The 22,107-nt window shown below is 66.1% G+C and carries 18 protein-coding genes; 4 read left to right on the top strand and 14 right to left on the bottom strand.

Going from position 1 to position 22,107, the window contains the following annotated elements; genetic code table 11:
• Positions 1-289 precede the first annotated feature (289 nt).
• From glnA to aroQ, 7 genes are all read right to left on the bottom strand, one after another.
• On the bottom strand, positions 290-1,702 hold the full coding sequence (gene glnA, locus C8J44_RS06990) for a type I glutamate--ammonia ligase (RefSeq protein ID WP_121903965.1): 1,413 nt from the start codon (positions 1,700-1,702) through the stop codon (positions 290-292).
• A gap of 143 nt (positions 1,703-1,845) precedes the next feature.
• Positions 1,846-2,184, bottom strand: a complete 339-nt coding sequence (locus tag C8J44_RS06985) for a P-II family nitrogen regulator (protein ID WP_055875939.1) — start codon at positions 2,182-2,184, stop codon at positions 1,846-1,848.
• A gap of 181 nt (positions 2,185-2,365) precedes the next feature.
• Positions 2,366-2,701, bottom strand: a complete 336-nt coding sequence (locus C8J44_RS06980; RefSeq protein WP_056052772.1) for an arsenate reductase family protein — start codon at positions 2,699-2,701, stop codon at positions 2,366-2,368.
• Positions 2,698-3,201, bottom strand: coding sequence for a hypothetical protein (locus C8J44_RS06975; RefSeq protein WP_183128733.1), 504 nt, complete (start codon positions 3,199-3,201; stop codon positions 2,698-2,700). The genes C8J44_RS06980 and C8J44_RS06975 overlap by 4 nt, the downstream gene beginning before the upstream one ends.
• A gap of 17 nt (positions 3,202-3,218) precedes the next feature.
• Positions 3,219-4,571 carry an acetyl-CoA carboxylase biotin carboxylase subunit gene (accC, locus tag C8J44_RS06970; RefSeq protein WP_121903963.1) on the bottom strand — a complete coding sequence of 451 codons (1,353 nt, stop codon included), beginning with the start codon at positions 4,569-4,571 and terminating at the stop codon, positions 3,219-3,221.
• Positions 4,571-5,059: an acetyl-CoA carboxylase biotin carboxyl carrier protein gene (gene accB / locus C8J44_RS06965; protein WP_121903962.1), complete on the bottom strand. Its 489-nt coding sequence runs from the start codon at positions 5,057-5,059 to the stop codon at positions 4,571-4,573. Before accB ends, accC begins: the two co-directional genes overlap by 1 nt.
• A 14-nt stretch (positions 5,060-5,073) precedes the next feature.
• Entirely contained in the window at positions 5,074-5,508 is a 435-nt protein-coding gene (gene aroQ, locus C8J44_RS06960) for a type II 3-dehydroquinate dehydratase (RefSeq protein WP_056062978.1), read from the bottom strand.
• 132 nt (positions 5,509-5,640) lie between these two features.
• Here aroQ and thiS point away from each other — a divergent pair, with 132 nt between their 5' ends.
• The 3 genes from thiS to C8J44_RS06945 all read left to right on the top strand — a co-directional run bounded on the left by thiS (position 5,641) and on the right by C8J44_RS06945 (position 7,857).
• Positions 5,641-6,648: a sulfur carrier protein ThiS gene (gene thiS, locus C8J44_RS06955; RefSeq protein ID WP_121903961.1), complete on the top strand. Its 1,008-nt coding sequence runs from the start codon at positions 5,641-5,643 to the stop codon at positions 6,646-6,648.
• Between the two features lie 110 nt (positions 6,649-6,758).
• Positions 6,759-6,941, top strand: a complete 183-nt coding sequence (locus tag C8J44_RS06950; RefSeq protein ID WP_056050734.1) for a CsbD family protein — start codon at positions 6,759-6,761, stop codon at positions 6,939-6,941.
• Between the two features lie 262 nt (positions 6,942-7,203).
• A complete protein-coding gene (locus tag C8J44_RS06945) occupies positions 7,204-7,857 on the top strand; it encodes an HAD-IA family hydrolase (protein ID WP_121903960.1) in 654 nt (217 codons plus the stop codon).
• A gap of 123 nt (positions 7,858-7,980) precedes the next feature.
• Here the strand turns inward: C8J44_RS06945 and C8J44_RS06940 are convergent, their stop codons facing one another.
• The 4 genes from C8J44_RS06940 to C8J44_RS06925 all read right to left on the bottom strand — a co-directional run bounded on the left by C8J44_RS06940 (position 7,981) and on the right by C8J44_RS06925 (position 16,845).
• Entirely contained in the window at positions 7,981-9,651 is a 1,671-nt protein-coding gene (locus C8J44_RS06940) for a formate--tetrahydrofolate ligase (protein ID WP_121903959.1), read from the bottom strand.
• Between the two features lie 230 nt (positions 9,652-9,881).
• Positions 9,882-11,477 (bottom strand): isocitrate lyase, encoded by a 1,596-nt coding sequence (locus C8J44_RS06935; protein ID WP_121903958.1) that lies wholly within the window; start codon positions 11,475-11,477, stop codon positions 9,882-9,884.
• 308 nt (positions 11,478-11,785) lie between these two features.
• Positions 11,786-14,941 (bottom strand): response regulator, encoded by a 3,156-nt coding sequence (locus tag C8J44_RS06930; protein ID WP_121903957.1) that lies wholly within the window; start codon positions 14,939-14,941, stop codon positions 11,786-11,788.
• Positions 14,942-15,291: 350 nt separating this feature from the next.
• Complete coding sequence (locus C8J44_RS06925) at positions 15,292-16,845, bottom strand: aldehyde dehydrogenase (NADP(+)) (protein ID WP_121903956.1); 1,554 nt, start codon at positions 16,843-16,845, stop codon at positions 15,292-15,294.
• 421 nt (positions 16,846-17,266) lie between these two features.
• Here C8J44_RS06925 and C8J44_RS06920 point away from each other — a divergent pair, with 421 nt between their 5' ends.
• Positions 17,267-19,045 carry an IlvD/Edd family dehydratase gene (locus tag C8J44_RS06920; protein WP_121903955.1) on the top strand — a complete coding sequence of 593 codons (1,779 nt, stop codon included), beginning with the start codon at positions 17,267-17,269 and terminating at the stop codon, positions 19,043-19,045.
• A gap of 44 nt (positions 19,046-19,089) precedes the next feature.
• Here C8J44_RS06920 and C8J44_RS06915 read toward each other — a convergent pair whose 3' ends face one another.
• From C8J44_RS06915 to C8J44_RS06905, 3 genes are read right to left on the bottom strand one after another with little or no spacing between them, the layout of a single operon-like run.
• Positions 19,090-19,989 carry an SMP-30/gluconolactonase/LRE family protein gene (locus tag C8J44_RS06915; RefSeq protein WP_259466755.1) on the bottom strand — a complete coding sequence of 300 codons (900 nt, stop codon included), beginning with the start codon at positions 19,987-19,989 and terminating at the stop codon, positions 19,090-19,092.
• A complete protein-coding gene (locus tag C8J44_RS06910) occupies positions 19,973-20,758 on the bottom strand; it encodes an SDR family NAD(P)-dependent oxidoreductase (protein WP_121903953.1) in 786 nt (261 codons plus the stop codon). Before C8J44_RS06910 ends, C8J44_RS06915 begins: the two co-directional genes overlap by 17 nt.
• A gap of 4 nt (positions 20,759-20,762) precedes the next feature.
• Positions 20,763-21,929, bottom strand: coding sequence for a fumarylacetoacetate hydrolase family protein (locus tag C8J44_RS06905; RefSeq protein ID WP_259466754.1), 1,167 nt, complete (start codon positions 21,927-21,929; stop codon positions 20,763-20,765).
• Positions 21,930-22,107 lie beyond the last annotated feature (178 nt).

Below are 22,107 nucleotides of genomic sequence, written 5' to 3'. Positions count from 1 at the left end.
AAACTCGACCGCCCGCAAGTCGATCGCACGGCCAGCCTGTATGGGTTCCCGCCTCCGCGGGAATGACGGAAGGGGACGCTGTTCCGATCTCCCTCCCATCTGAACTTGCCAGGACGAAGAGAAGGGATCTCGTTTGGCCTGACAGAAAAAGGGCGCCCGGATTGCTCCGCGCGCCCTCTTCCCATTCAGCGACGTGGCAAAGCCACGCCGTCGGTCGTCGCGGTTCGCGACGCCGGCCGGGCTTCGGCGTCTCGCGGTCAGCTTGCGCTGCCCGCGTGCGCCGTGCGCCTCACCCGCTGTAGTACATATCATACTCAACAGGGCTGGGCGTCATCTCCCAACGCGCAACCTCGGCGTACTTGATCTCGACATAGCTCTCGATCTGGTCCTTCGAGAACACGTCGCCCTTCAGCAGGAAGTCGTGATCCGCCAGCAGGCATTCGAGCGCCTCGCGGAGCGAACCTGCGACGGTCGGGACCTGGGCGAGCTCTGCCGGCGGCAGGTCGTACAGGTTCTTGTCCATCGCTTCGCCCGGATGGACCTTGTTGAGGATGCCGTCCATGCCGGCCATCATCAGCGCCGCATAAGCGAGATACGGATTGGCCAGCGCGTCGGGGAAGCGCACTTCGACGCGCTTCGCCTTGGGGCCGGTGCCGTACGGAATGCGGCACGATGCCGAGCGGTTACGTGCCGAATAAGCGAGCAGCACCGGGGCTTCGTAACCGGGGACGAGGCGCTTGTAGCTGTTGGTCGACGGGTTGGTGAACGCGTTGACCGCCTTGGCGTGCTTGATGATGCCGCCGATGAAATACAGGCACATGTCGCTGAGGCCCGCATAGCCATTGCCGGCGAACAGCGGGGTCTTGCCTTCCCAGATCGAGAAATGCGTGTGCATCCCCGAGCCGTTGTCCTCCTTGATCGGCTTCGGCATGAACGTCGCGGTCTTGCCGTACGCATGCGCGACCTGATGGACGACGTACTTGTAGATCTGCATGCGATCCGCGGTCTGCGTCAGCGTGCCGAAGGTCAGGCCCAGCTCATGCTGTGCGGCCGCGACTTCGTGGTGATGCTTGTCGCAGGGCAGGCCCATCTCGATCATCGTCGAGACCATCTCGCCGCGGATGTCGACGGCGCTGTCGACCGGCGCGACCGGGAAATAGCCGCCCTTGGCGCGCGGACGGTGGCCAAGGTTGCCGCCCTCATATTCGCGCCCCGAATTGCCCGGCAACTCGATGTCGTCGATCTTATAGTAGCTCGTCGAATAGCTGTTCTCGAAGCGGACGTCGTCGAACATGAAGAATTCGGCTTCGGGGCCGACATACACGGTGTCGCCGACGCCGGTGGTCAGCAGATACGCCTCGGCGCGCTTGGCGGTCGAGCGCGGATCGCGTGCGTACAGTTCACCCGTCGACGGATCGCTGATGTCGCAGATCAGGATCATCATCGGCGTCGCCGAGAACGGATCGACATAGACCGCATCAAGATCGGGCTTGAGCGTCATGTCGCTCTCGTTGATCGCCTTCCAGCCCTCGATCGACGAGCCGTCGAACATCAGGCCGTCGGTCAGCTCGTCTTCGCCGATCAGGCTCGCGACCATCGTCAGATGCTGCCACTTGCCCTTGGGATCGGTGAACCGCAGATCGACCCACTCGATCTCCTGGTCCTTGATCATATTGAGAACGTCGGAGGCCGAATTCGCCATGATGCTTGCCCTTCGTTTTGAGATTTCCGCCGCATCATGCGGGGAATCTAATTGCGGTATGGAACGGGATTTCCACACAATGTTGCGTCGCGTCAAATGACGATGTCGTCACTCGTCGTCAACGCAATATGCGTGGCTAAGAACTAGATTGCGTCGTCGTCGCGCTCGCCGGTGCGGATGCGAAGCGCGCTCTCGACCGGGATGACGAAGATCTTGCCATCGCCGATCCGGCCGGTCTGTGCAGCCGCAGCGATCGCCTCGACGACGCGTTGCGCGAGCCCGTCCTCGACGACGACCTCAAGCTTCACCTTGGGCAGGAAGTCGACGACATATTCCGCGCCGCGGTACAGCTCGGTGTGGCCCTTCTGCCGGCCGAAACCCTTGGCCTCGGTCACGGTGATGCCGCTCACGCCGATCTCGTGCAGCGCTTCCTTCACCTCATCCAGCTTGAACGGCTTGATGATGGCTTCGATCTTTTTCACAGGTACGCCCCCGATTGTTGAAACCCCCGCCCTTTCGGACGAGCTGTACGCCCTGAAGGGCGCCTTGCACCAAGCGTGCCAGCCGCGGCGCCCTCGGGCAACCGCGGAATATCGTTGATTTCACTGCCCGAAATTGCGGCACTCAGGGAGTGCGTGCGCAATGTAAGGGCAGGGGAGCCGATCACAGGATTTCGTGCAGCCGCGCGATCGGGCGGCCGAGCCGGACGCCCTTGTCGGTCTCGACCAGCGGGCGTTCGATCAGCAGCGGATCGATCATCATCGCATCGAGGATCGCCTCGGCGTCGCCATGCTTGACCGCCTTCGCGCCGTCCTCGGCCATACGAAGGCCCTGCCGCGGCGTCATGCCGGCTCGGTCGTAAAGGCGGACGAGTTCCGCGCGGGAGGGCGGGGTCTTGAGGTATTCGACGATCGTGACGTCCGCTCCTGCCTCTTGCAGCAGCGCAAGCGCCTCGCGGGACTTCGAGCAGCGCGGGTTGTGGTAGATCGTCGCCTTCACGATGTCGGCTTCCGCGTCCGCCATTCCGTCATAGCACGCCGATATTGCTCGGATGCCTTGAGACGCGGCATGTACCGGATCGGGCGGCGGCTCGCGAACGGCACGCTCATGTTCGTCAAGCTTCCCCGCGCGCCGCAATAGGTGCTGCACCCCCGATTGCCGTCATCGAGCTTGAGCGAAGACCCGGCATGCGAGACGGTAAGCACGCACGCCGGTTCTCCGGGTAACGGCGTTTCGAGGTCGCGATAGACGAGTGTCGCCCCGCGGGACGTCGCGATGCCAGCGATGTCGCACTGATGACCGTTGAAGAAATCGAGATGCGCGCGGACATAGGCTGCGTTCGCAGCTACGGGCACGATCTCGACGACATTCTCGCCCGTGTATTTTTCGCCGGTCACCGTGCCGTCGGCAAACTGGGCGTAATAGCGCCCGGCCAATCCTTTGACCGGATCGGGGGATGCCGGTCCCGCAGCCAGCAGGACCGGAACGGCAAGCAACATCCACCGCGACATCGTTCCTACGCCCCCTGTTTGGCCAACCACTCTTCCAGCCACTTGATCGTGTACGCGCCTTCCTGGAACTCGGGATCGTCGAGCAGCGCACGGTGCAGCGGGATCGTTGTCGTGACGCCCTCGATCACCATCTCCTCGAGCGCGCGTCGCAACCGGCGCAGCGCACCCTGCCGAGTCGTCCCGTAGACGATCAGCTTGGCGATCATCGAGTCGTAGTAAGGCGGCACGCGATAGCCCGCATACAGCCCGCTATCGACGCGGACGTGCATCCCGCCCGGTGCGTGATACACCTTCACCAGCCCCGGCGACGGCGCGAACGTGCGCGGGTCCTCGGCGTTGATGCGGCATTCGATCGCATGGCCGCGGAACTGAACGTCTTCCTGGCGGAGCGTCAGCGGATGCCCCTCGGCCACGCGGATCTGCTCGCGCACCAGGTCCAGCCCGGTGATCATCTCGGTCACCGGATGCTCGACCTGGAGCCGGGTGTTCATCTCGATGAAGTAGAACTCGCCCGCTTCCCACAGGAACTCGATCGTCCCCGCGCCGCGATAGCCCATGTCGGCCATCGCCTTGGCGACGATCCCGCCCATCCGCTCGCGCTCTTCAGCGGTGATGATCGGCGAGGGCGCTTCCTCGAGCACCTTCTGGTGGCGGCGCTGGAGCGAGCAGTCGCGCTCGCCCAAGTGGATCGCGTTACCCTCACCGTCGCCGAAGATCTGGAATTCGATATGCCGCGGGTTGCCGAGGTATTTTTCCATGTAGACGGTGGCGTCACCGAACGCAGCCTTCGCCTCGCTGCCGGCCTGCTGCATCTGCGTTTCGAGATCGTCGGGATCGTTGACGACCTTCATCCCGCGACCACCGCCGCCGGACGCCGCCTTGATGATCACCGGATAGCCGATGTCTTCCGCGATCCGCTTGGCCTCGGCGATGTCGCTGATCGCACCGTCCGAACCGGGGACGAGCGGCAGCCCGAGAGCGCCCGCGGTGCGCTTCGCCTGGACCTTGTCGCCCATCGTCCGGATGTGCTCGGGCTTGGGCCCGACGAACAGGATGTTGTGCAACTCGACGATCTCGGCAAACTGCGCATTCTCGCTGAGGAAGCCGTAGCCCGGATGGATCGCGTCCGCGCCCGAAATTTCGGCGGCCGAGATGATGTTCGGGATGTTCAGATAGCTGTCCACGGCTGACGGCGGTCCGATACAGATCGCCTCGTCGGCGAGCCGGACGTGCATCGCGTCGGCGTCGGCGGTCGAGTGCACGGCCACCGTCTTGATGCCCATCTCATGGCAGGCACGGTGGATCCGCAGCGCGATCTCGCCGCGATTCGCAATGAGCAGCTTCTTGATTTGCGGCATTATTCCACCACGACCAGCGGCTGGTCGAACTCGACCGGCTGGCCGTTCTCGACCAGAATCGCGGTCACCGTGCCGGCCGACGGCGCGACGATCGTGTTCATGACCTTCATAGCCTCGATGATCAGCAACGTGTCGCCCGCCGCTACCTTCTGGCCGACCGTCGAGAACGGCTTCGCTTCGGGGTTGGCAGCGAGATAGACCGTGCCGACCATCGGCGACTTGACCGCACTCGCACTGATCGCCGGAGCCGACGCGCCGACCTCGGCCTGCGGGATCGACAATGGCGCCGAGACGGGGGCCGGAGCGGGCGCCGGCGCGTAATGCGCGACGGGTGCGGCCTGCGCGGCTTTCCGCGCGACGCGAATCCGGCGCGAGCCGTCCTCGACCTCGATCTCGGTCAGCTGCGTGGTGTCGAGCAGTTCGGCGAGCTGGCGCACCAGGGTCACATCGACCTGCATCGCGCCTGTTGTTTCTGGTGTATCGTTCATGGCGGGGCCTCCTGTCAGAACCGTGCGACGGCTTCAAGCGCGAGCAGGTACGAAAGCGCGCCGAAACCCGCGATCGTGCCCTTCGCCGCCTGGCCGACCAGGCTCACATGCCTGAACGATTCACGCTTGTGGGGATTGGAAAGATGCACTTCGATCACCGGCGTCTTCACGCCCTTGATCGCGTCGTGCACCGCGACCGAGGTATGCGTGAACGCACCCGCGTTTAGGATCACGGCCTTCGCGCCGCGCGCCTGCGCCTCCTGGATCCAGTCGACGAGGTGCCCCTCGTGATTCGACTGGCGCATGTCGATCTCCAGGTCGAGCTCGCGAGCGCGGTCCTCCAGCATCCCGGCGATATCGTCGAGCGTCTCGTCGCCATAGATTTCCGGCTCGCGCGTTCCCAGCAGGTTGAGGTTGGGGCCGTTCAGGACGAATATCGTATCGGGCAAGGGCGGCCTTTCGGTTACGGGTCGGTTGCGGGTGCTGCGGAGCGGTCTCTATATGCGCGTCACGCCATTCCTTACAGGCCCGTCTCGCGACAAGTCGAGCCGCGCCGTCGCTATATAGTGGATCACACACCCATGCCCCATGCCGATGGCACCGTCTCGATCACCGTCAACGGCGAGCACAAGCGCGTCTCCGCCGGGCTCTCGCTTGCAGGGCTCGCTACCGAACTCGGCCTCGTGCCTGAGAAGATCGCGGTCGAACGCAACATGGAGGTCGTGCCGCGCTCGACGCTGGCCGACGTGATGGTAGAGGACGGCGACGACCTCGAGATCGTGCATTTCGTCGGTGGTGGCGACCACGAGAATAATGGGCATGAGGACAGCTGGACCGTCGCGGGCCAGACCTTCAAGTCGCGGCTGATCGTCGGCACCGGCAAGTACAAGGATTTCGCGCAGAACGCCGCTGCGGTCGAGGCGTCGGGCGCGGAGATCGTCACCGTCGCCGTCCGCCGCGTCAACGTGTCCGATCGTAACGCGCCGATGCTGACCGACTTCATCGACCCCAAGAAGATCACCTACCTCCCCAACACCGCCGGCTGCTTCGATGCCGAATCGGCGATTCGCACGCTGCGACTAGCGCGCGAGGCGGGCGGCTGGGAGCTGGTGAAGCTCGAAGTGCTCGGCGAGGCGAAGACGCTCTATCCGGACATGGTCGAGACGCTCCGCGCGACCGAGATCCTGGCGAACGAGGGCTTCAAGCCGATGGTCTATTGCGTCGACGATCCGATCGCCACCAAGCGGCTGGAGAATGCCGGCGCGGTCGCGATCATGCCGCTGGGCGCGCCGATCGGCTCGGGGCTCGGCATCCAGAACCGCGTGACGATCCGGCTGATCGTCGAGGGGGCAGGGGTGCCCGTGCTGGTCGATGCCGGCGTCGGCACCGCATCGGATGCGGCCGTCGCGATGGAGCTGGGCTGCGATGGCGTGCTCATGAACACCGCGATCGCCGAGGCGAAGGACCCGCTGATGATGGCCGCCGCGATGAAGGCGGCTGTCGAATCGGGGCGGCTCGCCTACCGCGCCGGGCGGATGGGGCAGCGTCGTTATGCCGATCCTTCGAGCCCATTGGCGGGATTGATTTGAAACATAGGTCATGACGCAAACGTCACGGAACCCACGGTAAAGACGGCCGTTATACCTTTGCAAGTTCAAGCGGCCCGGTTGGCGGGTTCGCACAGCAAGTGGAGGCTCTGATGGGCGAGTTCACCGACAAGGTTGCAGCAGCAGGCAACAAGGTTGCAGGTAACGTCAAGGAAGCCGTCGGCAAGGCGACCGATAACGAGAAGCTGGTAGCCGAAGGCGAGGCGCAGCAGGCCAAGGGCACTGCGCAGAACGTCAAGGGCAGCGTCAAAGGCGCACTCGGCGACGACATCTAAGCTTCGGCTTGGTGCAGGAATACAGGCCGCTTCGGGAAACCGGAGCGGCCTTTTCTTTGGGTGGTCGATTGAGGCTGCACCGCTACCCACAACCACGACCACCCCGGCAAAGGCCGGGGCCCAAGTGGGGGACGATTCTGATTAAGGGCGCCGCGCCGTTACCTCGGACATGCCAATTGGGCCCCGGCCTTCGCCGGGGTGGTGCAGAGAGCCGAACCAAACCGCCTTGCCCAACCCGCCAAACCCCCTCACGAGCACTCGCATGACTCTCCCCACCCGCAGCTACGCCGCCTTCCTGTTCGATATGGACGGCACGATCCTCACCTCGATTGCGTCGGCCGAGCGCACCTGGACCAAATGGGCGATCGCACACGGCCTCGACGCCGCGACGTTCGTGCCGACGATCCACGGCGTGCAATCCGTAGAGACGGTCCGACGGCTGAACCTCCCCGGCGTCGACCCGGTCGCCGAAGCCGCAGCGATCACCGCGGCCGAGATGCTGGACGTCGGCGACATCGAACCAATCCCCGGTGCGGCCGCGTTCCTGGCCAGCCTGCCGCCTGAACGCTGGACGATCGTGACGTCCGCCCCGCGCGCGCTCGCCGAGGTGCGGTTGAAGGCTGCCGGGCTGCCGATGCCTGCCACCATGATCGCCGCCGACGACATTCCGAACGGCAAACCTGCGCCGGACTGCTTCCTGGTCGCGGCCGAGCGGCTGGGCGTCGCGGCGGCTGATTGCCTGGTGTTCGAGGATGCCGCCGCCGGGATTGCCGCGGGCGAAGCGGCGGGGGCGGATGTTCTCGTGATTACGGCCACACACTCGCATGGTGTCGCGACGTCGCATCCTACGATCGTCGATTATCGCCGCGTGGTGGTGGTGACCGGAGCGGACGGGCTTACCTTAACCCACGTTTGATACGCCCCATCCGTCATCCTGACGAAAGTCAAAATCCAGAGTAACAGTCCGCATCGTTCGTGGCTCTGGATCCTGACTTTCGTCAGGATGACGGGCGTGGGTCAGGAGCGCGGACAGAACGCCTCAGAACAGTCCCTCGATCAGCCCTTCGTCGTTCAGGTGGATCGCCTCTGCGGCGGGCACGCGCGGCAGGCCCGGCATCGTCATGATCTCGCCGCAGATCGCGACGACGAACCCCGCACCCGCCGCAAGGCGGACTTCGCGGACCGGCACGATGTGGCCGGTCGGCGCGCCCAACAGAGCGGGATCGGTCGAGAAGCTATACTGCGTCTTGGCGAGGCAAACGGGGAGATGCCCATACCCCGCGTCCTCCCAGCGCTTGAGTTGCGCCAACACGCTCGGCTCGGCGACGGCATGCTCCGCGCGGTAGATCCGCCGCGCGACGGTATCGATCTTGTCGAACAGCGACAGTTCGTCGCCATAGATCGGTGCGAATCCGCCGCCATGCGTCTCGCAGATCTCGGCGACCGCGTCGGCCAGTTCGACCGCGCCCGCGCCGCCCTCAGCCCAATGCCGGCACAGGATCGCGCGCGAACCGTGTTGTGCCGCAGCCTCGACGATCGCGGTGATCTCCGCGTCGCTGTCGGTGTAGAAATGGTTGATCGCGACGATCGCGGGGACGCCGAACTGGCGGATGTTCTCGATGTGACGGACGAGGTTGACCGCGCCCTTGCGGACCGCCTCGACATTCTCGTGCGCGAGGTCGGCCTTGGCCACGCCGCCGTTCATCTTTAACGCGCGCGCGGTGGCGACGATCACGACCGCGTCGGGCGCGAGACCCGCTTGGCGGCACTTGATGTCGAAGAACTTCTCTGCGCCCAGGTCCGCGCCGAAGCCGGCTTCGGTGACGACGTAATCGCCGAGCGATAGGGCGGCTCGCGTCGCAATCACCGAGTTGCAACCATGCGCGATGTTGGCGAACGGCCCGCCGTGGAGGAACGCGGGCGTGCCTTCGAGCGACTGGACGAGGTTGGGCTTGATTGCCTCCGCCAGCAGCACCGCCATCGCGCCGTCGGCCTTGAGGTCGCGCGCGGTAACGGGCGTGCGGTCGCGCGTGTAGGCAACGACGATATCGCCGAGCCGGCGTTCCATGTCCGCAAGGTCGTTGGCCAAGCACAGAATGGCCATCACTTCGGAGGCGACGGTGATGTCGAAGCCCGATTCGCGCGGATAACCGTTAGCGACGCCACCGATCGACTGGACGATATCGCGGAGCGCGCGGTCGTTCATGTCGAGCACGCGGCGCCAGACCACGCGGCGGACGTCGATCTGGAGCGCGTTGCCCCAGTGGATGTGGTTGTCGATCATCGCCGCGAGCAGGTTGTGCGCGGCGGTGATGGCGTGGAAATCGCCGGTGAAATGGAGGTTGATGTCCTCCATCGGCGCGACCTGTGAACGGCCGCCACCGGTCGCTCCGCCCTTGGTGCCGAAACACGGCCCGAGCGAGGGTTCGCGGAGCGCCAGCACGGCCTTGCGGCCGGTATGGCGGAGTGCGTCGGCAAGGCCGATCGAGGTGGTGGTCTTGCCTTCGCCCGCCGGAGTCGGGTTGATCGCGGTGACGAGGATCAGCCGGCCTTTTGCGGCTGATTTACGGGTTTCCAGCCAGTCTAGCGCGATCTTCGCCTTGAAGCGGCCATAGGGCTCGATCGCCGCGTCGGGGATGCCGAGGCCGTCCGCAATGGTGGCGATGGGGCGCAGCGCGACGCTGCGGGCGATGGCGATATCGGTGTCCATGGCGGCGTGCGTAGCGGGGGATGTGGCGGGGTGCCAGACGCTTTATGTGGTCTAAAGCCCCTCCCTGAAAGGGAGGGGGGAAGGTCTTCATCTGTTAGAAGATGAGTCGGGGTGATGGGAGGGGGGCGAAGGCGCGCCGCGGCTAAGCCGCGTCGTCGGACAGGGCTGCTCGCCCCGCCGGCCGGGCGTGATGCCGCGTCCGCGCCGGAGCTTGCGCTCCGGCTTGGGCATCACGCCGCGAACTGGTTCATCGTATTATGCGCGCCCCCAGCCTTCAGCGCCGCCTCGCCCGCGAAATACTCCTTGTGGTCGTCGCCGAGGTCCGAGCCGGACATGTTCTGGTGCTTCACGCAGGCGATGCCCTCGCGGATTTCCTTGCGCTGGACGCCCTTCACATAGCCAAGCATGCCGGCGTCGCCGAAATACTCCTTGGCAAGATTGTCGGTCGAGAGCGCGGCTGTGTGATAGGTCGGCAGCGTGATCAGGTGGTGGAAGATGCCCGCACGCTTGGCCGAGTCCGCCTGGAAGGTGCGGATGCGTTCGTCGGCTTCGTCGGCCAGCGCGGTGCCGTCGTACTCGACACTCATAAGGCGCGCGCGGTCGTAGGCGGAGACGTCCTTGCCCTCGGCCGTCCAGGCGTCGAACACCTGCTGGCGGAAGTTCAGCGTCCAGTTGAAGCTCGGCGAGTTATTGTAGACGAGCTTGGCGTTCGGCACGACCTCGCGGATGCGGTCGACCATGCCGGCGATCTGTTCGATGTGCGGCTTCTCGGTCTCGATCCAGAGCAGGTCGGCGCCGTTCTGTAGCGACGCGATGCAATCCATCACGCAGCGGCCCTCGCCGGTGCCGGCGCGGAACTGGAACAGGTTGGAGGGCAGGCGCTTCGGGCGGAGCAGCTTGCCGTCGCGGTTGAGGATGACGTCGCCGTTCTGCGCCGTCGCCGGGTCGATCTCCTCGCAATCGAGGTACGAGTTATACTGGTCGCCGAGATCACCCGGCTGCTTGCTGACCGCGATCTGCTTGGTAAGGCCGGCCCCGAGCGAGTCGGTGCGCGTGACAATGATGCCGTCCTCGACGCCGAGTTCGAGGAACGCGTAGCGGCAGGCGCGGACCTTCGCGAGGAAGTCCTCGTGCGGGACGGTGACCTTGCCGTCCTGGTGGCCGCATTGCTTCTCGTCGCTGACCTGGTTCTCGATCTGGAGCGCGCAGGCGCCCGCCTCGATCATCTTCCGCGCGAGCAGATAGGTCGCCTCCGCATTGCCGAAGCCCGCGTCGATGTCGGCGATGATCGGCACGACGTGCGTCTGGTGGTTTTCGATCGCGTTGAGCAGGCGCTGTTCCTCGATCGCGTTGCCGGCGGCGCGCGCGGCATCGACGTCGCGGAACATCATGCCCAACTCGCGCGCATCGGCCTGGCGGAGGAAGGTGTAGAGTTCCTCGATCAGCGCGGGGACGCTGGTCTTCTCGTGCATCGACTGGTCGGGCAGCGGGCCGAATTCGCTGCGCATCGCCGCGACCATCCAACCGGAGAGGTAGAGGTAGCGCCGGTCGGTGGTGCCGAAATGCTTCTTGATGCTGATCATCTTCTGCTGCGCGATGAACCCGTGCCAGCAGCCGAGCGACTGCGTGTAGTGCGCCGGGTCCGCGTCGTAGGCGGCCATGTCCTTGCGCATGATCACCGCAGTGTAGCGCGCGATGTCGAGGCCGGTGGTGAACCGGTTCTGGAGCCGCATCCGCGCGACGGACTCGGGCGAGATCGCGTCCCACGTGCCGTTCTGGTCGGCGATGAGGTTGGTCAACTGGGCGATGTGAGTCTGGTAGGTCACGGGCGATCCTTCGCTGCTGCGTTGATCGTCGTGTACGGTTGTTGACAGGGTTTCTGCGCGAAATGCGGCGTGCCGGCGGGTGTTGGTGTCTGCCGGGTGGCAAACCGCAATGTCGCTTTGTGAAGAAGATTACACCGGCAGGGCTGGTGAGCACCACTCATCTACCTTCGTCATCCCCGCGGAGGCGGGGACCCATATGCTCGAACCTTCGCGATTATATAGCTTGGCCTGCCAATATGGGTTCCCGCCTTCGCGGGAATGACGAGGAACGTTCGACGCCTGCTTGTCTACGGGTGACGAGAGAGGCGTCAGTCCGCTTCCCTCACCCGGTCGGAAGGGGCTGGCGCCGTGAGTTGATCCGCCGATGCCGGCTCACCAAGCGACGCCAGCACCGCGGCTGCCAGCGCGTCCAGGCCGTAGGGCTTCTCCAGCATGATGGCATCGGTTTCGTCCGCAACCGAAGCCGTATCTCCGGTCGCAAAGACGATCCCCACCCCCGGCCGCAACGCCCGCGCGGTACGTGCAAAATCCGGCCCGGACACGCCCGGCAGGTTCACGTCGGTCACCAGCGCATCGATCGGCACGGTCTGGAGCGCCGTCATCGCGTCCTCCGCGCTGGCCGCATCGACGACGACGAAGCCGCTGCCCTGCAACATCTCGGCGGTGTTGGCGCGGATCAGCGCATCGTCCTCGACCAGCAGGACGGTGCGGCGGGCGGGCGTGTCGAGGCGGCGGTCCGCGTCGATCCGGGAGTCGCGCGCGGCCTTGGCTGCAGGGCTTCCCGAACGTTGGCGGTTGGCAAGCACCTGACGGAATTTCCGTGCCAGCGCCTCGCGCGTGTACGGCTTCGACAACAGGTCGATCCCCGCGTCGAGCTTGCCCCCGTGGACGATCGAGTTCTCGGTATAGCCCGAGGTGAACAGGACCGCGAGATCGGGCAGGCGTTCCTTCGCCTTCCGCGCGAGTTCGGGGCTTTTCAGCGTGCCGGGCATGACGACATCGGTGAACAGGATATCGATCGGCACGCCGCTTTCGACCACGTTGAGCGCGCTGGCTGCGTCGACCGCCTTTAGCACGCTGTAGCCGAGATCCGTCAGCAGCTCGACGACGGTGCCGCGGACCTCGTCGTCGTCCTCGACCACCAGCACGGTCTCGGTGCCACCGGAGATCGGGCTGGCGTCCGCGACGACTTCGACGTCCTCGGCTTCCATGGCACGCGGCAAGTACAGCTTGATCGTGGTGCCTTCGCCGACCTCGGAATAGATCTTCACATGGCCGCCGGACTGTTTGACGAAGCCGTAGACCATCGACAGGCCCAGACCGGAACCCTTGCCCTCGCTCTTGGTCGAGAAGAACGGCTCGAACACCTTTTCGATAATCTCGGGGCTCATGCCGCTGCCGGTGTCGGAGACGGCGAGCATGACGTACTGGCCCGCCTGGACCTCGTCGTGACCGAGCGCATAGGCGTCGTCGAGGTGGGCGTTGCCGAGCTCGATCGTCAGCTTGCCCTGGCCCTCCATCGCGTCGCGCGCGTTGATCGCGAGGTTGAGCAGCGCGTTCTCGATCTGCGCGGGGTCGATGAAGGTGTTCCACAGGCCACCGCCGACCACGGTCTCGATCTCGATGCCTTCGCCGATCGCGCGGCGCAGCATATCGTCCATCCCGCGCACGAACCGCGTGACGTTGACGACCTTGGGCTCGAGCGCCTGGCGACGGCCGAACGCGAGCAACTGCGCCGCCAGCTTCGACCCGCGCGACACGCCGGCCATCGCATTCTCGACCCAGCGCTCGGCACGCGCGTTGCCGGCGAGGTTCTTGCCGAGCAGCTGGAGATTGCCCGAGACAACCTGAAGCAGGTTGTTGAAATCATGCGCGACACCGCCGGTGAGCTTGCCGACGGTTTCCATCTTCTGCGACTGGGCGAGCTTGGCTTCGGCCTGGCGACGCTCATCGATTTCGCGGATGACGCGTGCCTCAAGCGTCTCGTTGAGCTGGCGGAGCTGATCCTCGGCGCGTTCGCGGTGGCGAACCTGACGGGCGAGCGCCTCCGCCTGTTCGCGCAACGCGGCTTCGGCGGCGCGCTGGTGCGTGATGTCGGTGTGGACGCCGACCCATTCGAGCACTTCGCCAGCATCGTCGAGGATCGGCAGGCCGCGCACCGCAAATGTGCGCCATGTGCCGCAGTGGCGGCGGACGCGGTGTTCGAACACGAACATCGACTTGCTGAGGACAGCGGCGGTCCAGGCCTTGATCGTCGATGCAACGTCGTCGGGGTGGATCGCGTCGGCCCAGCCGAAATTCTGATAGGCGTCGATCGACTGGCCGGTGAGCGCGGCCCAGCCGGGCTGCTCGCCGATCATCCGGCCGTCCGGGCTGTTGGTCCAGAGCACGCCGTGGACCGCGTCCATCGCGGTGCGGAAACGGCCGTTGCTGATGCCGACCGCGGCCTCGCGTTCGGCACGCTCCTCGACATCGATGCCGAGAATGTAGATGCCGGGGATCGAGCCATCCGCCGCGACATGCGGCACGTAGCGGAATTCGGACCGGCGCGGGCGGCCGTCGAGATGGGGGAAGATCGCTTCGGTGGTGAAACTCTCGCCGGCAAATGCACGATCGAATGATGGGCGACGGTTTTCGTAGGCTGCCTCGCCGAGGACCTCGCGAACCGGCTTGCCGATCATCGCCTCGGGGTCGATCCCGAGCCATTCGTCATATTGCGCGTTGGCGAGACGATAGACGTGGTCGCGGTCTACATACGAGATGAGCATCGGCACCGCATCGGTGACGCGGCGCAGTTCGGCCTCGCTGGCGGCGAGGCGGTGTTCGGCTTCGGCCCGGCCGGTGTTGTCGACCATCGTGCAGAGGACGCCGCCGACGGTGCTGGCAGTGGGGCCACTGGCGCAGTAGACGGGCGTGTAGAACAGGTCGAGCGTCAGCGTCTCGGGGCCGTCGGGGCGCTGGAACAGGATCGGCTGGTCGCGGTACGCCACGATCTCGCCGCGCAAGCCCGCATCGAGGACGGCGCGGTTCCAGTCCCACACTTCGGGGAACGCGGTCGCGACCGGGCTGCCGAGCGCGGCGGGGTGGCGGTCGCCCGCGACGGCGCGATAGCTGTCGTTGTAGAGCATGATGTGCTCGGGTCCCCACATCACGACCTTGGCGACCGGCGAGTTGAGGATGTTGGCGAGCGTGACGCGGAGTTCGGCGGGCCACGAGTCGATCGGCCCGAGCGAGGTCGCGCTCCAGTCTCGCTGGCGGACAAGCATCCCGCATTCGCCGCCGCCGATCAGGATTTCGGCAGGACTTGGCGGGGCGTCGCGCTCGCGCATCCGTTCGAGCGCGGTGCGGACGATCGCGGTGGCGTCGCCATGCCCTGCGGCGGCGAGGTCGTCGATGTAGCTGCCAAGGTCGGAGGGCAGGATAACGGTGCGCGACGAGACTTGCGACGAGTCTGGAGTTGTCATGCCGGACTAGTGGGTTTGTGGCGCACGCGTGTCAATAAATACGCATGGTTAGCGGCGATAGGGTTGCAGGTTGCGAGCTACTACAACTCCTAAACCACCCCGGCGGAGGCCGGGGCCCAATTGGAAAGGTGGGAATAACGAAGGACGGCTTTCCGTTCAGCGACTTCCCCCAATTGGGCCCCGGCCTTCGCCGGGGTGGTGCCGGGGAGGGGACATCCGACAACCATCATGTGTCCCCGCGAAGGCGGGGACCCAGTCTGGGCTCCCGCCTTCGCGGGAGAACAAGGGGGTGGGGGCCGTCGTTCGGCGGCTCGCACCGACCGGCTCCCACCACCTTGTCGCTTACCGAATCAGCCCTCGGTGCGCGGCAGGCCGAGCGGGTTGCCGTGCTTGACGGCCTTCGGCAGCAGCGCGTCGGGCAGGTCCTGATAGCAGACCGGGCGCAGGAAGCGCTCGATCGCCGCGGTGCCGACCGAGGTCGTGCGCGGGTCCGACGTGGCCGGGAAGGGGCCGCCGTGGACCATCGCCGGGGCGACCTCGACACCCGTCGGCCAGCCGTTGGCGAGGATACGCCCAGCCTTGCGCTCGAGCGTCGGCACCAGCGCTGCGGCGTCGGCGTAATCGCCTTCGTCGATCTGCAACGTGATCGTCAGCTGGCCCTCGATCTTCTCCAGCACGCTGCGGACCTCGGCGAGATCGGTGCAGCGGACGATGATCGACGCTGCCCCGAACACTTCGTGCGACAACGCCGGATCGGCGACGAACGCCTTGCCGGTGGTCGAGAACAGCGCGGCGCGGCCGCGGTTTGCGCCGTCGGCCTCGGTGCCACGCGCCACCGTCTCGACCGAGTCGTGACCGGCGAGCGCGGCGACGCCCTTGTCGTAGCTGGCGTGGATACCCGGGGTCAGCATGACCTGCGGCGCAGCTTCGCCGAGGGCAGCGGCGGCGGCTTCGACGAAGGTGTCGAGATCCGGACCATCCACCGCGACGACGATGCCGGGGTTGGTGCAGAACTGCCCCGAACCCATCGTCAGCGAGCCGACATAGGCCTTGCCGAGCGCTTGCCCGCGCGCGGCCAGCGCCGCCGGGAACAGGATGACGGGGTTGATGCTGCTCATCTCGGCATAGACCGGGATCGGCTCGGGACGCGCCGCGGCGAGCGCGACCAGCGCGAGGCCACCGCCACGCGAACCGGTGAAGCCGACCGCCTTGATCCGCGCATCCTTGACGAGTGCCGCGCCGAGTTCATTTGCAGGACCCTGGACCAGCGAGAACACGCCTTCGGGCAGGCCGCACTTGGCGACCGCGGCCTGGATCGCCTTGCCGACCATCACCGACGTGCCGGGATGTGCGGGGTGACCCTTGACCACGACCGGGCAACCGGCAGCGAGTGCGGACGCGGTGTCGCCGCCTGCGACCGAGAAGGCGAGCGGGAAGTTCGACGCACCGAACACCGCGACCGGGCCGACCGCGATCCGACGCTGGCGCAGATCGGAGCGTGGCATCGGCTTGCGGTCGGGCTGGGCCTCGTCGATCACGACCGAAGCCCAGGTGCCGGCGCGGAGATGCTTGGCGAACAGCCGGAGCTGGCCGGTGGTGCGACCGCGCTCACCCTCGAGACGAGGCCGGGGCAGGCCGCTTTCCTGGATCGCGCGCGCGACGAGCGGCTCGTGGATCGCCTCGATCTCGTCGGCGATCGTCTCCAGGAATATGGCGCGGGCCTCGGGATCGATCTCGCGGAAAACGTCGAAGGCGACTTCGGCGAGCTTGCAGGCTTCGGCGACGTCGGCTTCGCTCGACACGGCGAAGGCGGGCTCGATCTTCGCGTCGGTCGATGGGTCGATCGCCAGGAAGGTGACGTCGCTGCTTACGGCGCGCGCGCCGATCGGGAAGGTGCCGTCCATTTCAATTCTCCAGGTCGGTCGTGACGCGCATCGGCCGCGTCGCGACATTTTGGTAGCGGATCGCTTGGTGTCGCAGACGAAATAAGGGTGTGACCGATAACACGCAAGCCAAGGACTGCTGGCGGGGTCCGCGATTGCGGGTAATACGCACGGCGAACGGAGGATTGGCGCATGACGGTTGCGCTCTTGGCGAACGTAGCTTCGTCGATCGCGTGCCAGCATGCCTCCAGCGAGCATCGGGCCTGCGCCACGTTCTGCGAGCAGCGGGGCGGACCGCCGTGTCCTGCCCGACAACTATCTGGTATGCGATCAATCGGATGCCGCACCGGCGCGGCGTTTACGCGGGTGCGTCCACGCTTGACCGCATGGCGGCCGTCGCGGTAGCGCTCCCATCGAAGAATGGTGTTCAGGAGAGTTTGCAGTGGACCGTGTACCGGTAAGGCCGTTCCGATCGCGCGACTGGTTCGCCGATCCCGCCCGCTCCGACATGACCGCGCTCTATCTCGAACGCTTCATGAATTACGGGCTGACGCCGGCGGAACTGCGCTCAGGACGGCCGATCATCGGCATCGCCCAGTCAGGTAGCGACTTGAGCCCGTGCAACCGTATCCATCTCGAACTCGCCAAGCGCACGCGTGACGGCATCCGTGACGCAGGCGGCATCGCGATGGAGTTTCCGGTCCATCCGATCTTCGAGAATTGCCGGCGTCCGACCGCGGCGCTCGATCGCAACCTGGCGTATCTGGGGCTGGTCGAGACGCTCTACGGCTATCCGATCGATGCGGTCGTGCTGACCACCGGCTGCGACAAGACCACGCCGAGCGGCATCATGGCGGCGTCGACCGTTGATATCCCGGCGATCGTGCTGTCGGGCGGGCCGATGCTCGACGGCTGGCATGATGGCGAACTGGTCGGGTCGGGCACCGTGATCTGGCGCAGTCGGCGCAAGCTGGCGGCGGGCGAGATCGATGAGGAGGAGTTCCTCAACCGCGCCACCGACAGCGCGCCCTCGGCCGGGCATTGCAACACGATGGGCACGGCGTCGACAATGAACGCGGTCGCCGAGGCTCTGGGGCTCTCGCTGACCGGCTGCGCGGCGATCCCAGCGCCGTACCGTGAGCGCGGGCAGATGGCGTATGAGACCGGACGGCGGATCGTCGAGATGGCGTACGAAGATCTGCGCCCGTCGAAGATCCTCACGCGCGACAGCTTCCTCAACGCGATCCGCGTGGTCAGCGCGATCGGCGGGTCGAGCAACGCGCAGCCGCACATCATGGCGATGGCGCAGCACGCCGGCGTCACGCTGTACCCGGAGGACTGGTCGGATCATGGCTACGACTTGCCGTTGCTGGTCAACATGCAGCCGGCGGGCAAGTATCTCGGCGAGCGCTTCCACCGCGCGGGCGGCGTGCCCGCGGTGCTGCACGAACTGATCGCGGGCGGGAAGCTCGACACGTCGTGCCTGACGGTCACCGGGCGATCGATCGGCGAGAACATCGCCGGGCGTGAGACGCGCGACCGCGAGATGATCAAGCCGTTCGACGCACCGATGATGGAGCGCGCGGGCTTCCTGGTGCTCAAGGGCAACCTGTTCGACTTCGGCATCATGAAGACGTCGGTGATCTCGCCGGCGTTCCGCGAGCGGTATCTCTCGACGCCGGGCGCGGAAGATCGGTTCGAGGCGCGGGCGATCGTTTTCGAGGGCTCGGACGATTATCATCACCGGATCAACGATCCCGCGCTCGACATCGACGAGGGCTGTATCCTCGTGATCCGCGGTGCGGGGCCGATCGGCTGGCCGGGCTCGGCGGAGGTCGTGAACATGCAGCCGCCCGACGCGCTGATCCAGCGTGGCGTGCTGGCGCTGCCGACACTCGGCGACGGGCGTCAGTCGGGGACGTCGGACAGCCCTTCGATCCTGAACGTCTCGCCTGAGAGCGCGGTCGGCGGTGGCCTGTCGTGGATCCGGACGGGCGACATGGTGCGGATCGATCTGGTCGCGGGCACGTGCGACGCACTGGTCGAGCCAGACGAGATCGCGCGACGCAAGGGCGAGGGGCTGCCACCGGTGCCCGAGAGCAATACGCCGTGGGAGGAACTGTACCGCGAGAAGACCGGGCAGCTCGCCGAAGGCGGCGTGCTCGACTTCGCGGTGAAGTATCGTGGGATTTCCGCCAAAACGCCGCGGCATAACCACTGAGGGCAATATGGCCATCCCGTTCGTCGGGATGGCCATATTGGGCTCTAGAGCGTGACCAGCTCGACCGGAACGCCTGGGACCGCGACGCGGAAAGTGAACAGGTTGCCGGCGAGCGGCTGTTCCGCAAGCGCTGCGGCGTCGAGGCCCTTCGCCGCGGTCGTCGCATAGGCGGTCCGGCCGTCCGCGCCACCGAGCGCGATCTTGGTGATGTTCGCGACCGGGAAGCGCACCACATCGGTGCAGGTGCCGTCCGGCGCATAGCGACGCGCCGCCCATCCGCCGAAGAAACCGACCCAGACGCCGCCTTCGGAATCACAGATCGCGCCGTCGGGATGGCCATCGTCGGGGCCCACGACGATGAACGGACGACGATTGTCGAGCGTGCCATCGGCACTGACCGTCCACGCGTCGATCTGCTTGCCGAGCGTGTCGACCGTGTAGAGCGTGCGGCCGTCAGGTGAAATCGCAGGGCCGTTGGTGATCGCGACGGGCGGCACGTCGGTCTGCGTCAGCGTGCCGGCCTGCCAGTGATAGACGTGTCCGGACATGGCGGTTTCGGCGTTGTCCATCGTGCCGAACCAGACCCGGCCATCGGGCGCGCGTGCCGCGTCGTTGAGGCGGTTGCCGGGCGTCTCGACGTGAACGGGTGCGAGCAGATCGAACGCCCCGGTCGCCGGGTCGAACCGGTGCAGCCCGCCGCGGACGCCGGCGAGAAAGCCGCCACCGGTTTCCGGGATCACCCAGCCGACCTGATCGGGTGCTTCCCAAGAGTCCAGCGATGCCGAGGCGGGATCGAACCGGTAGACGCAGGGCGCCTTGATATCGACGAACCAGAGCGCCGCGTCGCGGGCGACCCAGATCGGGCCCTCGCCGAGCGTCGCGCCGACGTCGCAGATGCTGGTCGCGACGACCGTGTCGTTCGCCATCTTAGCGCCACCCCGCATCGACGAAATAGTCGTGACCGGTGCACATCCGCGCGTCGTCGGAGGCGAGGAACAGCACCAGCGCCGCGACATCGGCGGGCTGGACGCGGGTCTTCAGGCACTGCGCGGCGATGATCTCGGCCTCGCCTTCGGGCGTGTACCATTTCAGCTGGCGCGGCGTTTCGACATTGCCGGGGACGATCGTGTTCACGCGAATGCCGTCGCCACCAAGGTCGCGGGCCATCGCGCGGGTCATGCCCTCGATGCCGGCCTTGGCGGTCTGGTAGATCAGCAGTTCGGGCAGCGCGAGATGCCAGGAGATCGAACCGAAATTGAGGATCACACCGCCGCCGGCGCGCTTCATAGACGGCACCACGGCCTGGCCTGCGAAGAACAGGTGGCGCAGGTTGGTGGCCATCCGCTCATCCCAATATTCCGGCGTGATCTCCTCGATCGTATGGCGATCGTCGTTGGCGGCGTTGTTGATCAGGATGTCGATCCCGCCGAGCCGGCTTTCGATCGTCGCGACCGTCGTCTTCAGCGCATCGATGTCGCGCAGGTCGAGCGGGAGGAAGATCGGCGCGGTCGCGACGGCCGGCGTCAGCGTGGCGATCAGGTCGTGCGCCGCATCCACGGCCATGTCGACGAACGCGACGTGCGCGCCCTGCCGCGCGAACGCCTCGACCAGCCCCGCACCGATCCCGGACGCGCCGCCGGTGATGAGAACGCGTTTGCCCTTGAGGCTGGGATAGATCGCCGTTTGGTCGGCGGCTTGGGTCTTCTGCAGCACGGGGTTACGCTCCCTGGTTCTTGGTTTGCGCCAGCAGGCCGCGACCTGCCAGATTGCGCATGAGGTCGCCGATCCCGTAGTTCCACGGTGCGGCGTCCTTCGATGTCGTCACCGGATTGACCAGCGCGCCGAGCTTCGGGTTCGAGATCGTGACGACGTCGCCGACCGCATGCGTGAAGCCACGGCCGGGCTCGTCGCGATCCTGCGTCGGCGCGAACAACGTACCGAGGAACAGCACGAAGCCGTCGGGATACTGGTGCTCGCTCATCGCCTGGCGGACGAGATCCTCGGGATCGCGGCTGATCTGGTCCATCGAGCTGCTGCCTTCGAGCCGGTATCCGTCGGCACCGTCGATCGTCAGCGCGATCTCGGATGCGCGGACGTCGTCCATCCCGAAGCCGTCGTCGAACAGGCGGATGAACGGTCCGAGCGAGCAGGACGCGTTATTGTCCTTCGCCTTGCCGAGCAGCAATGCGCTGCGGCCTTCGAAATCGCGCAGATTCACGTCGTTGCCGAGCGTCGCGCCGATCGTCTTGCCGTTGCGGTCGACGACCAGCACGACCTCGGGCTCGGGGTTGTTCCAGGTCGAATCGGAGCGGATGCCGACCTCGCCGCCCCAGCCGATCGTCGACAGCGTCGGGCTCTTGGTGAAGATCTCAGCATCCGGGCCGATCGCGACCTCGAGATATTGCGACCACATGCCGTCCTCGATCAGCGCGGCCTTCAGCGCGGCCGCTTCGGGCGATCCGGGCACGACCGAGCGGATGCTCCCGCCGACGCGTTCCTCGAGACGGGTTCGGACCGCCGCCGCCGCCGAGGCATCGCCGCGGGCGCGTTCCTCGATGACGCGTTCGAGCGCGGAGACCGCGAACGTCACGCCGGACGCCTTGACGCAGTGCAGGTCGATCGGGCTCAGCAGTCGCGGCGTCGCGTCCGCGTCGACCGATAGCGCCAGGTCGTCGAGATGGCCGAGATCGGTGCCGGCCCCAGTATCGAAACTGCCCGCCTCGATCAGCGCCGCGACGGTCGGCGCCACGTACGACATGTCGTACACGCGACCGCCGCGAACGATGACCGGGGTTGGTCCGTCGCCCAAGTCGATCCGACCGAGCAAGGCCGCCTGTTCCCAATCGGCAGGCAACGCCCGCGCCGATGCGAATGCGATGTCCACGATGTCATCCTCTCCGAAATTGTTAGCGTTACCGTATGCTGCTTGGCGGAGTCGTCAAGTCCCGGTTGGCCGTCGCGGATGCTATGCTATCCCCGGGCCATCCCGCGCAACCGCGATTATACGATCTTTGCCGTAAACCGGGATTGTGACCGATGCTTGAACGGCCATAGCAGGGGGG

This window comes from Sphingomonas sp. PP-CE-3A-406 (genome assembly GCF_003688625.1).
GTDB lineage: Bacteria > Pseudomonadota > Alphaproteobacteria > Sphingomonadales > Sphingomonadaceae > Sphingomonas.
This window is presented reverse-complemented; position numbering and strand designations above follow the sequence as displayed.

Coding starts and splice junctions, on each gene's coding strand:
- glnA (WP_121903965.1), bottom strand. CDS start 1,702: ATGGCGAATTCGGCCTCCGACGTTCTCAATATGATCAAGGACCAGGAG.
- C8J44_RS06930 (WP_121903957.1), bottom strand. CDS start 14,941: ATGACAACTCCAGACTCGTCGCAAGTCTCGTCGCGCACCGTTATCCTG.
- accB (WP_121903962.1), bottom strand. CDS start 5,059: ATGAACGATACACCAGAAACAACAGGCGCGATGCAGGTCGATGTGACC.
- C8J44_RS06915 (WP_259466755.1), bottom strand. CDS start 19,989: ATGCGGGGTGGCGCTAAGATGGCGAACGACACGGTCGTCGCGACCAGC.
- accC (WP_121903963.1), bottom strand. CDS start 4,571: ATGCCGCAAATCAAGAAGCTGCTCATTGCGAATCGCGGCGAGATCGCG.
- C8J44_RS06940 (WP_121903959.1), bottom strand. CDS start 9,651: ATGGACACCGATATCGCCATCGCCCGCAGCGTCGCGCTGCGCCCCATC.
- C8J44_RS06925 (WP_121903956.1), bottom strand. CDS start 16,845: ATGGACGGCACCTTCCCGATCGGCGCGCGCGCCGTAAGCAGCGACGTC.
- C8J44_RS06950 (WP_056050734.1), top strand. CDS start 6,759: ATGGGCGAGTTCACCGACAAGGTTGCAGCAGCAGGCAACAAGGTTGCA.
- thiS (WP_121903961.1), top strand. CDS start 5,641: ATGCCCCATGCCGATGGCACCGTCTCGATCACCGTCAACGGCGAGCAC.
- C8J44_RS06945 (WP_121903960.1), top strand. CDS start 7,204: ATGACTCTCCCCACCCGCAGCTACGCCGCCTTCCTGTTCGATATGGAC.
- C8J44_RS06975 (WP_183128733.1), bottom strand. CDS start 3,201: ATGTTGCTTGCCGTTCCGGTCCTGCTGGCTGCGGGACCGGCATCCCCC.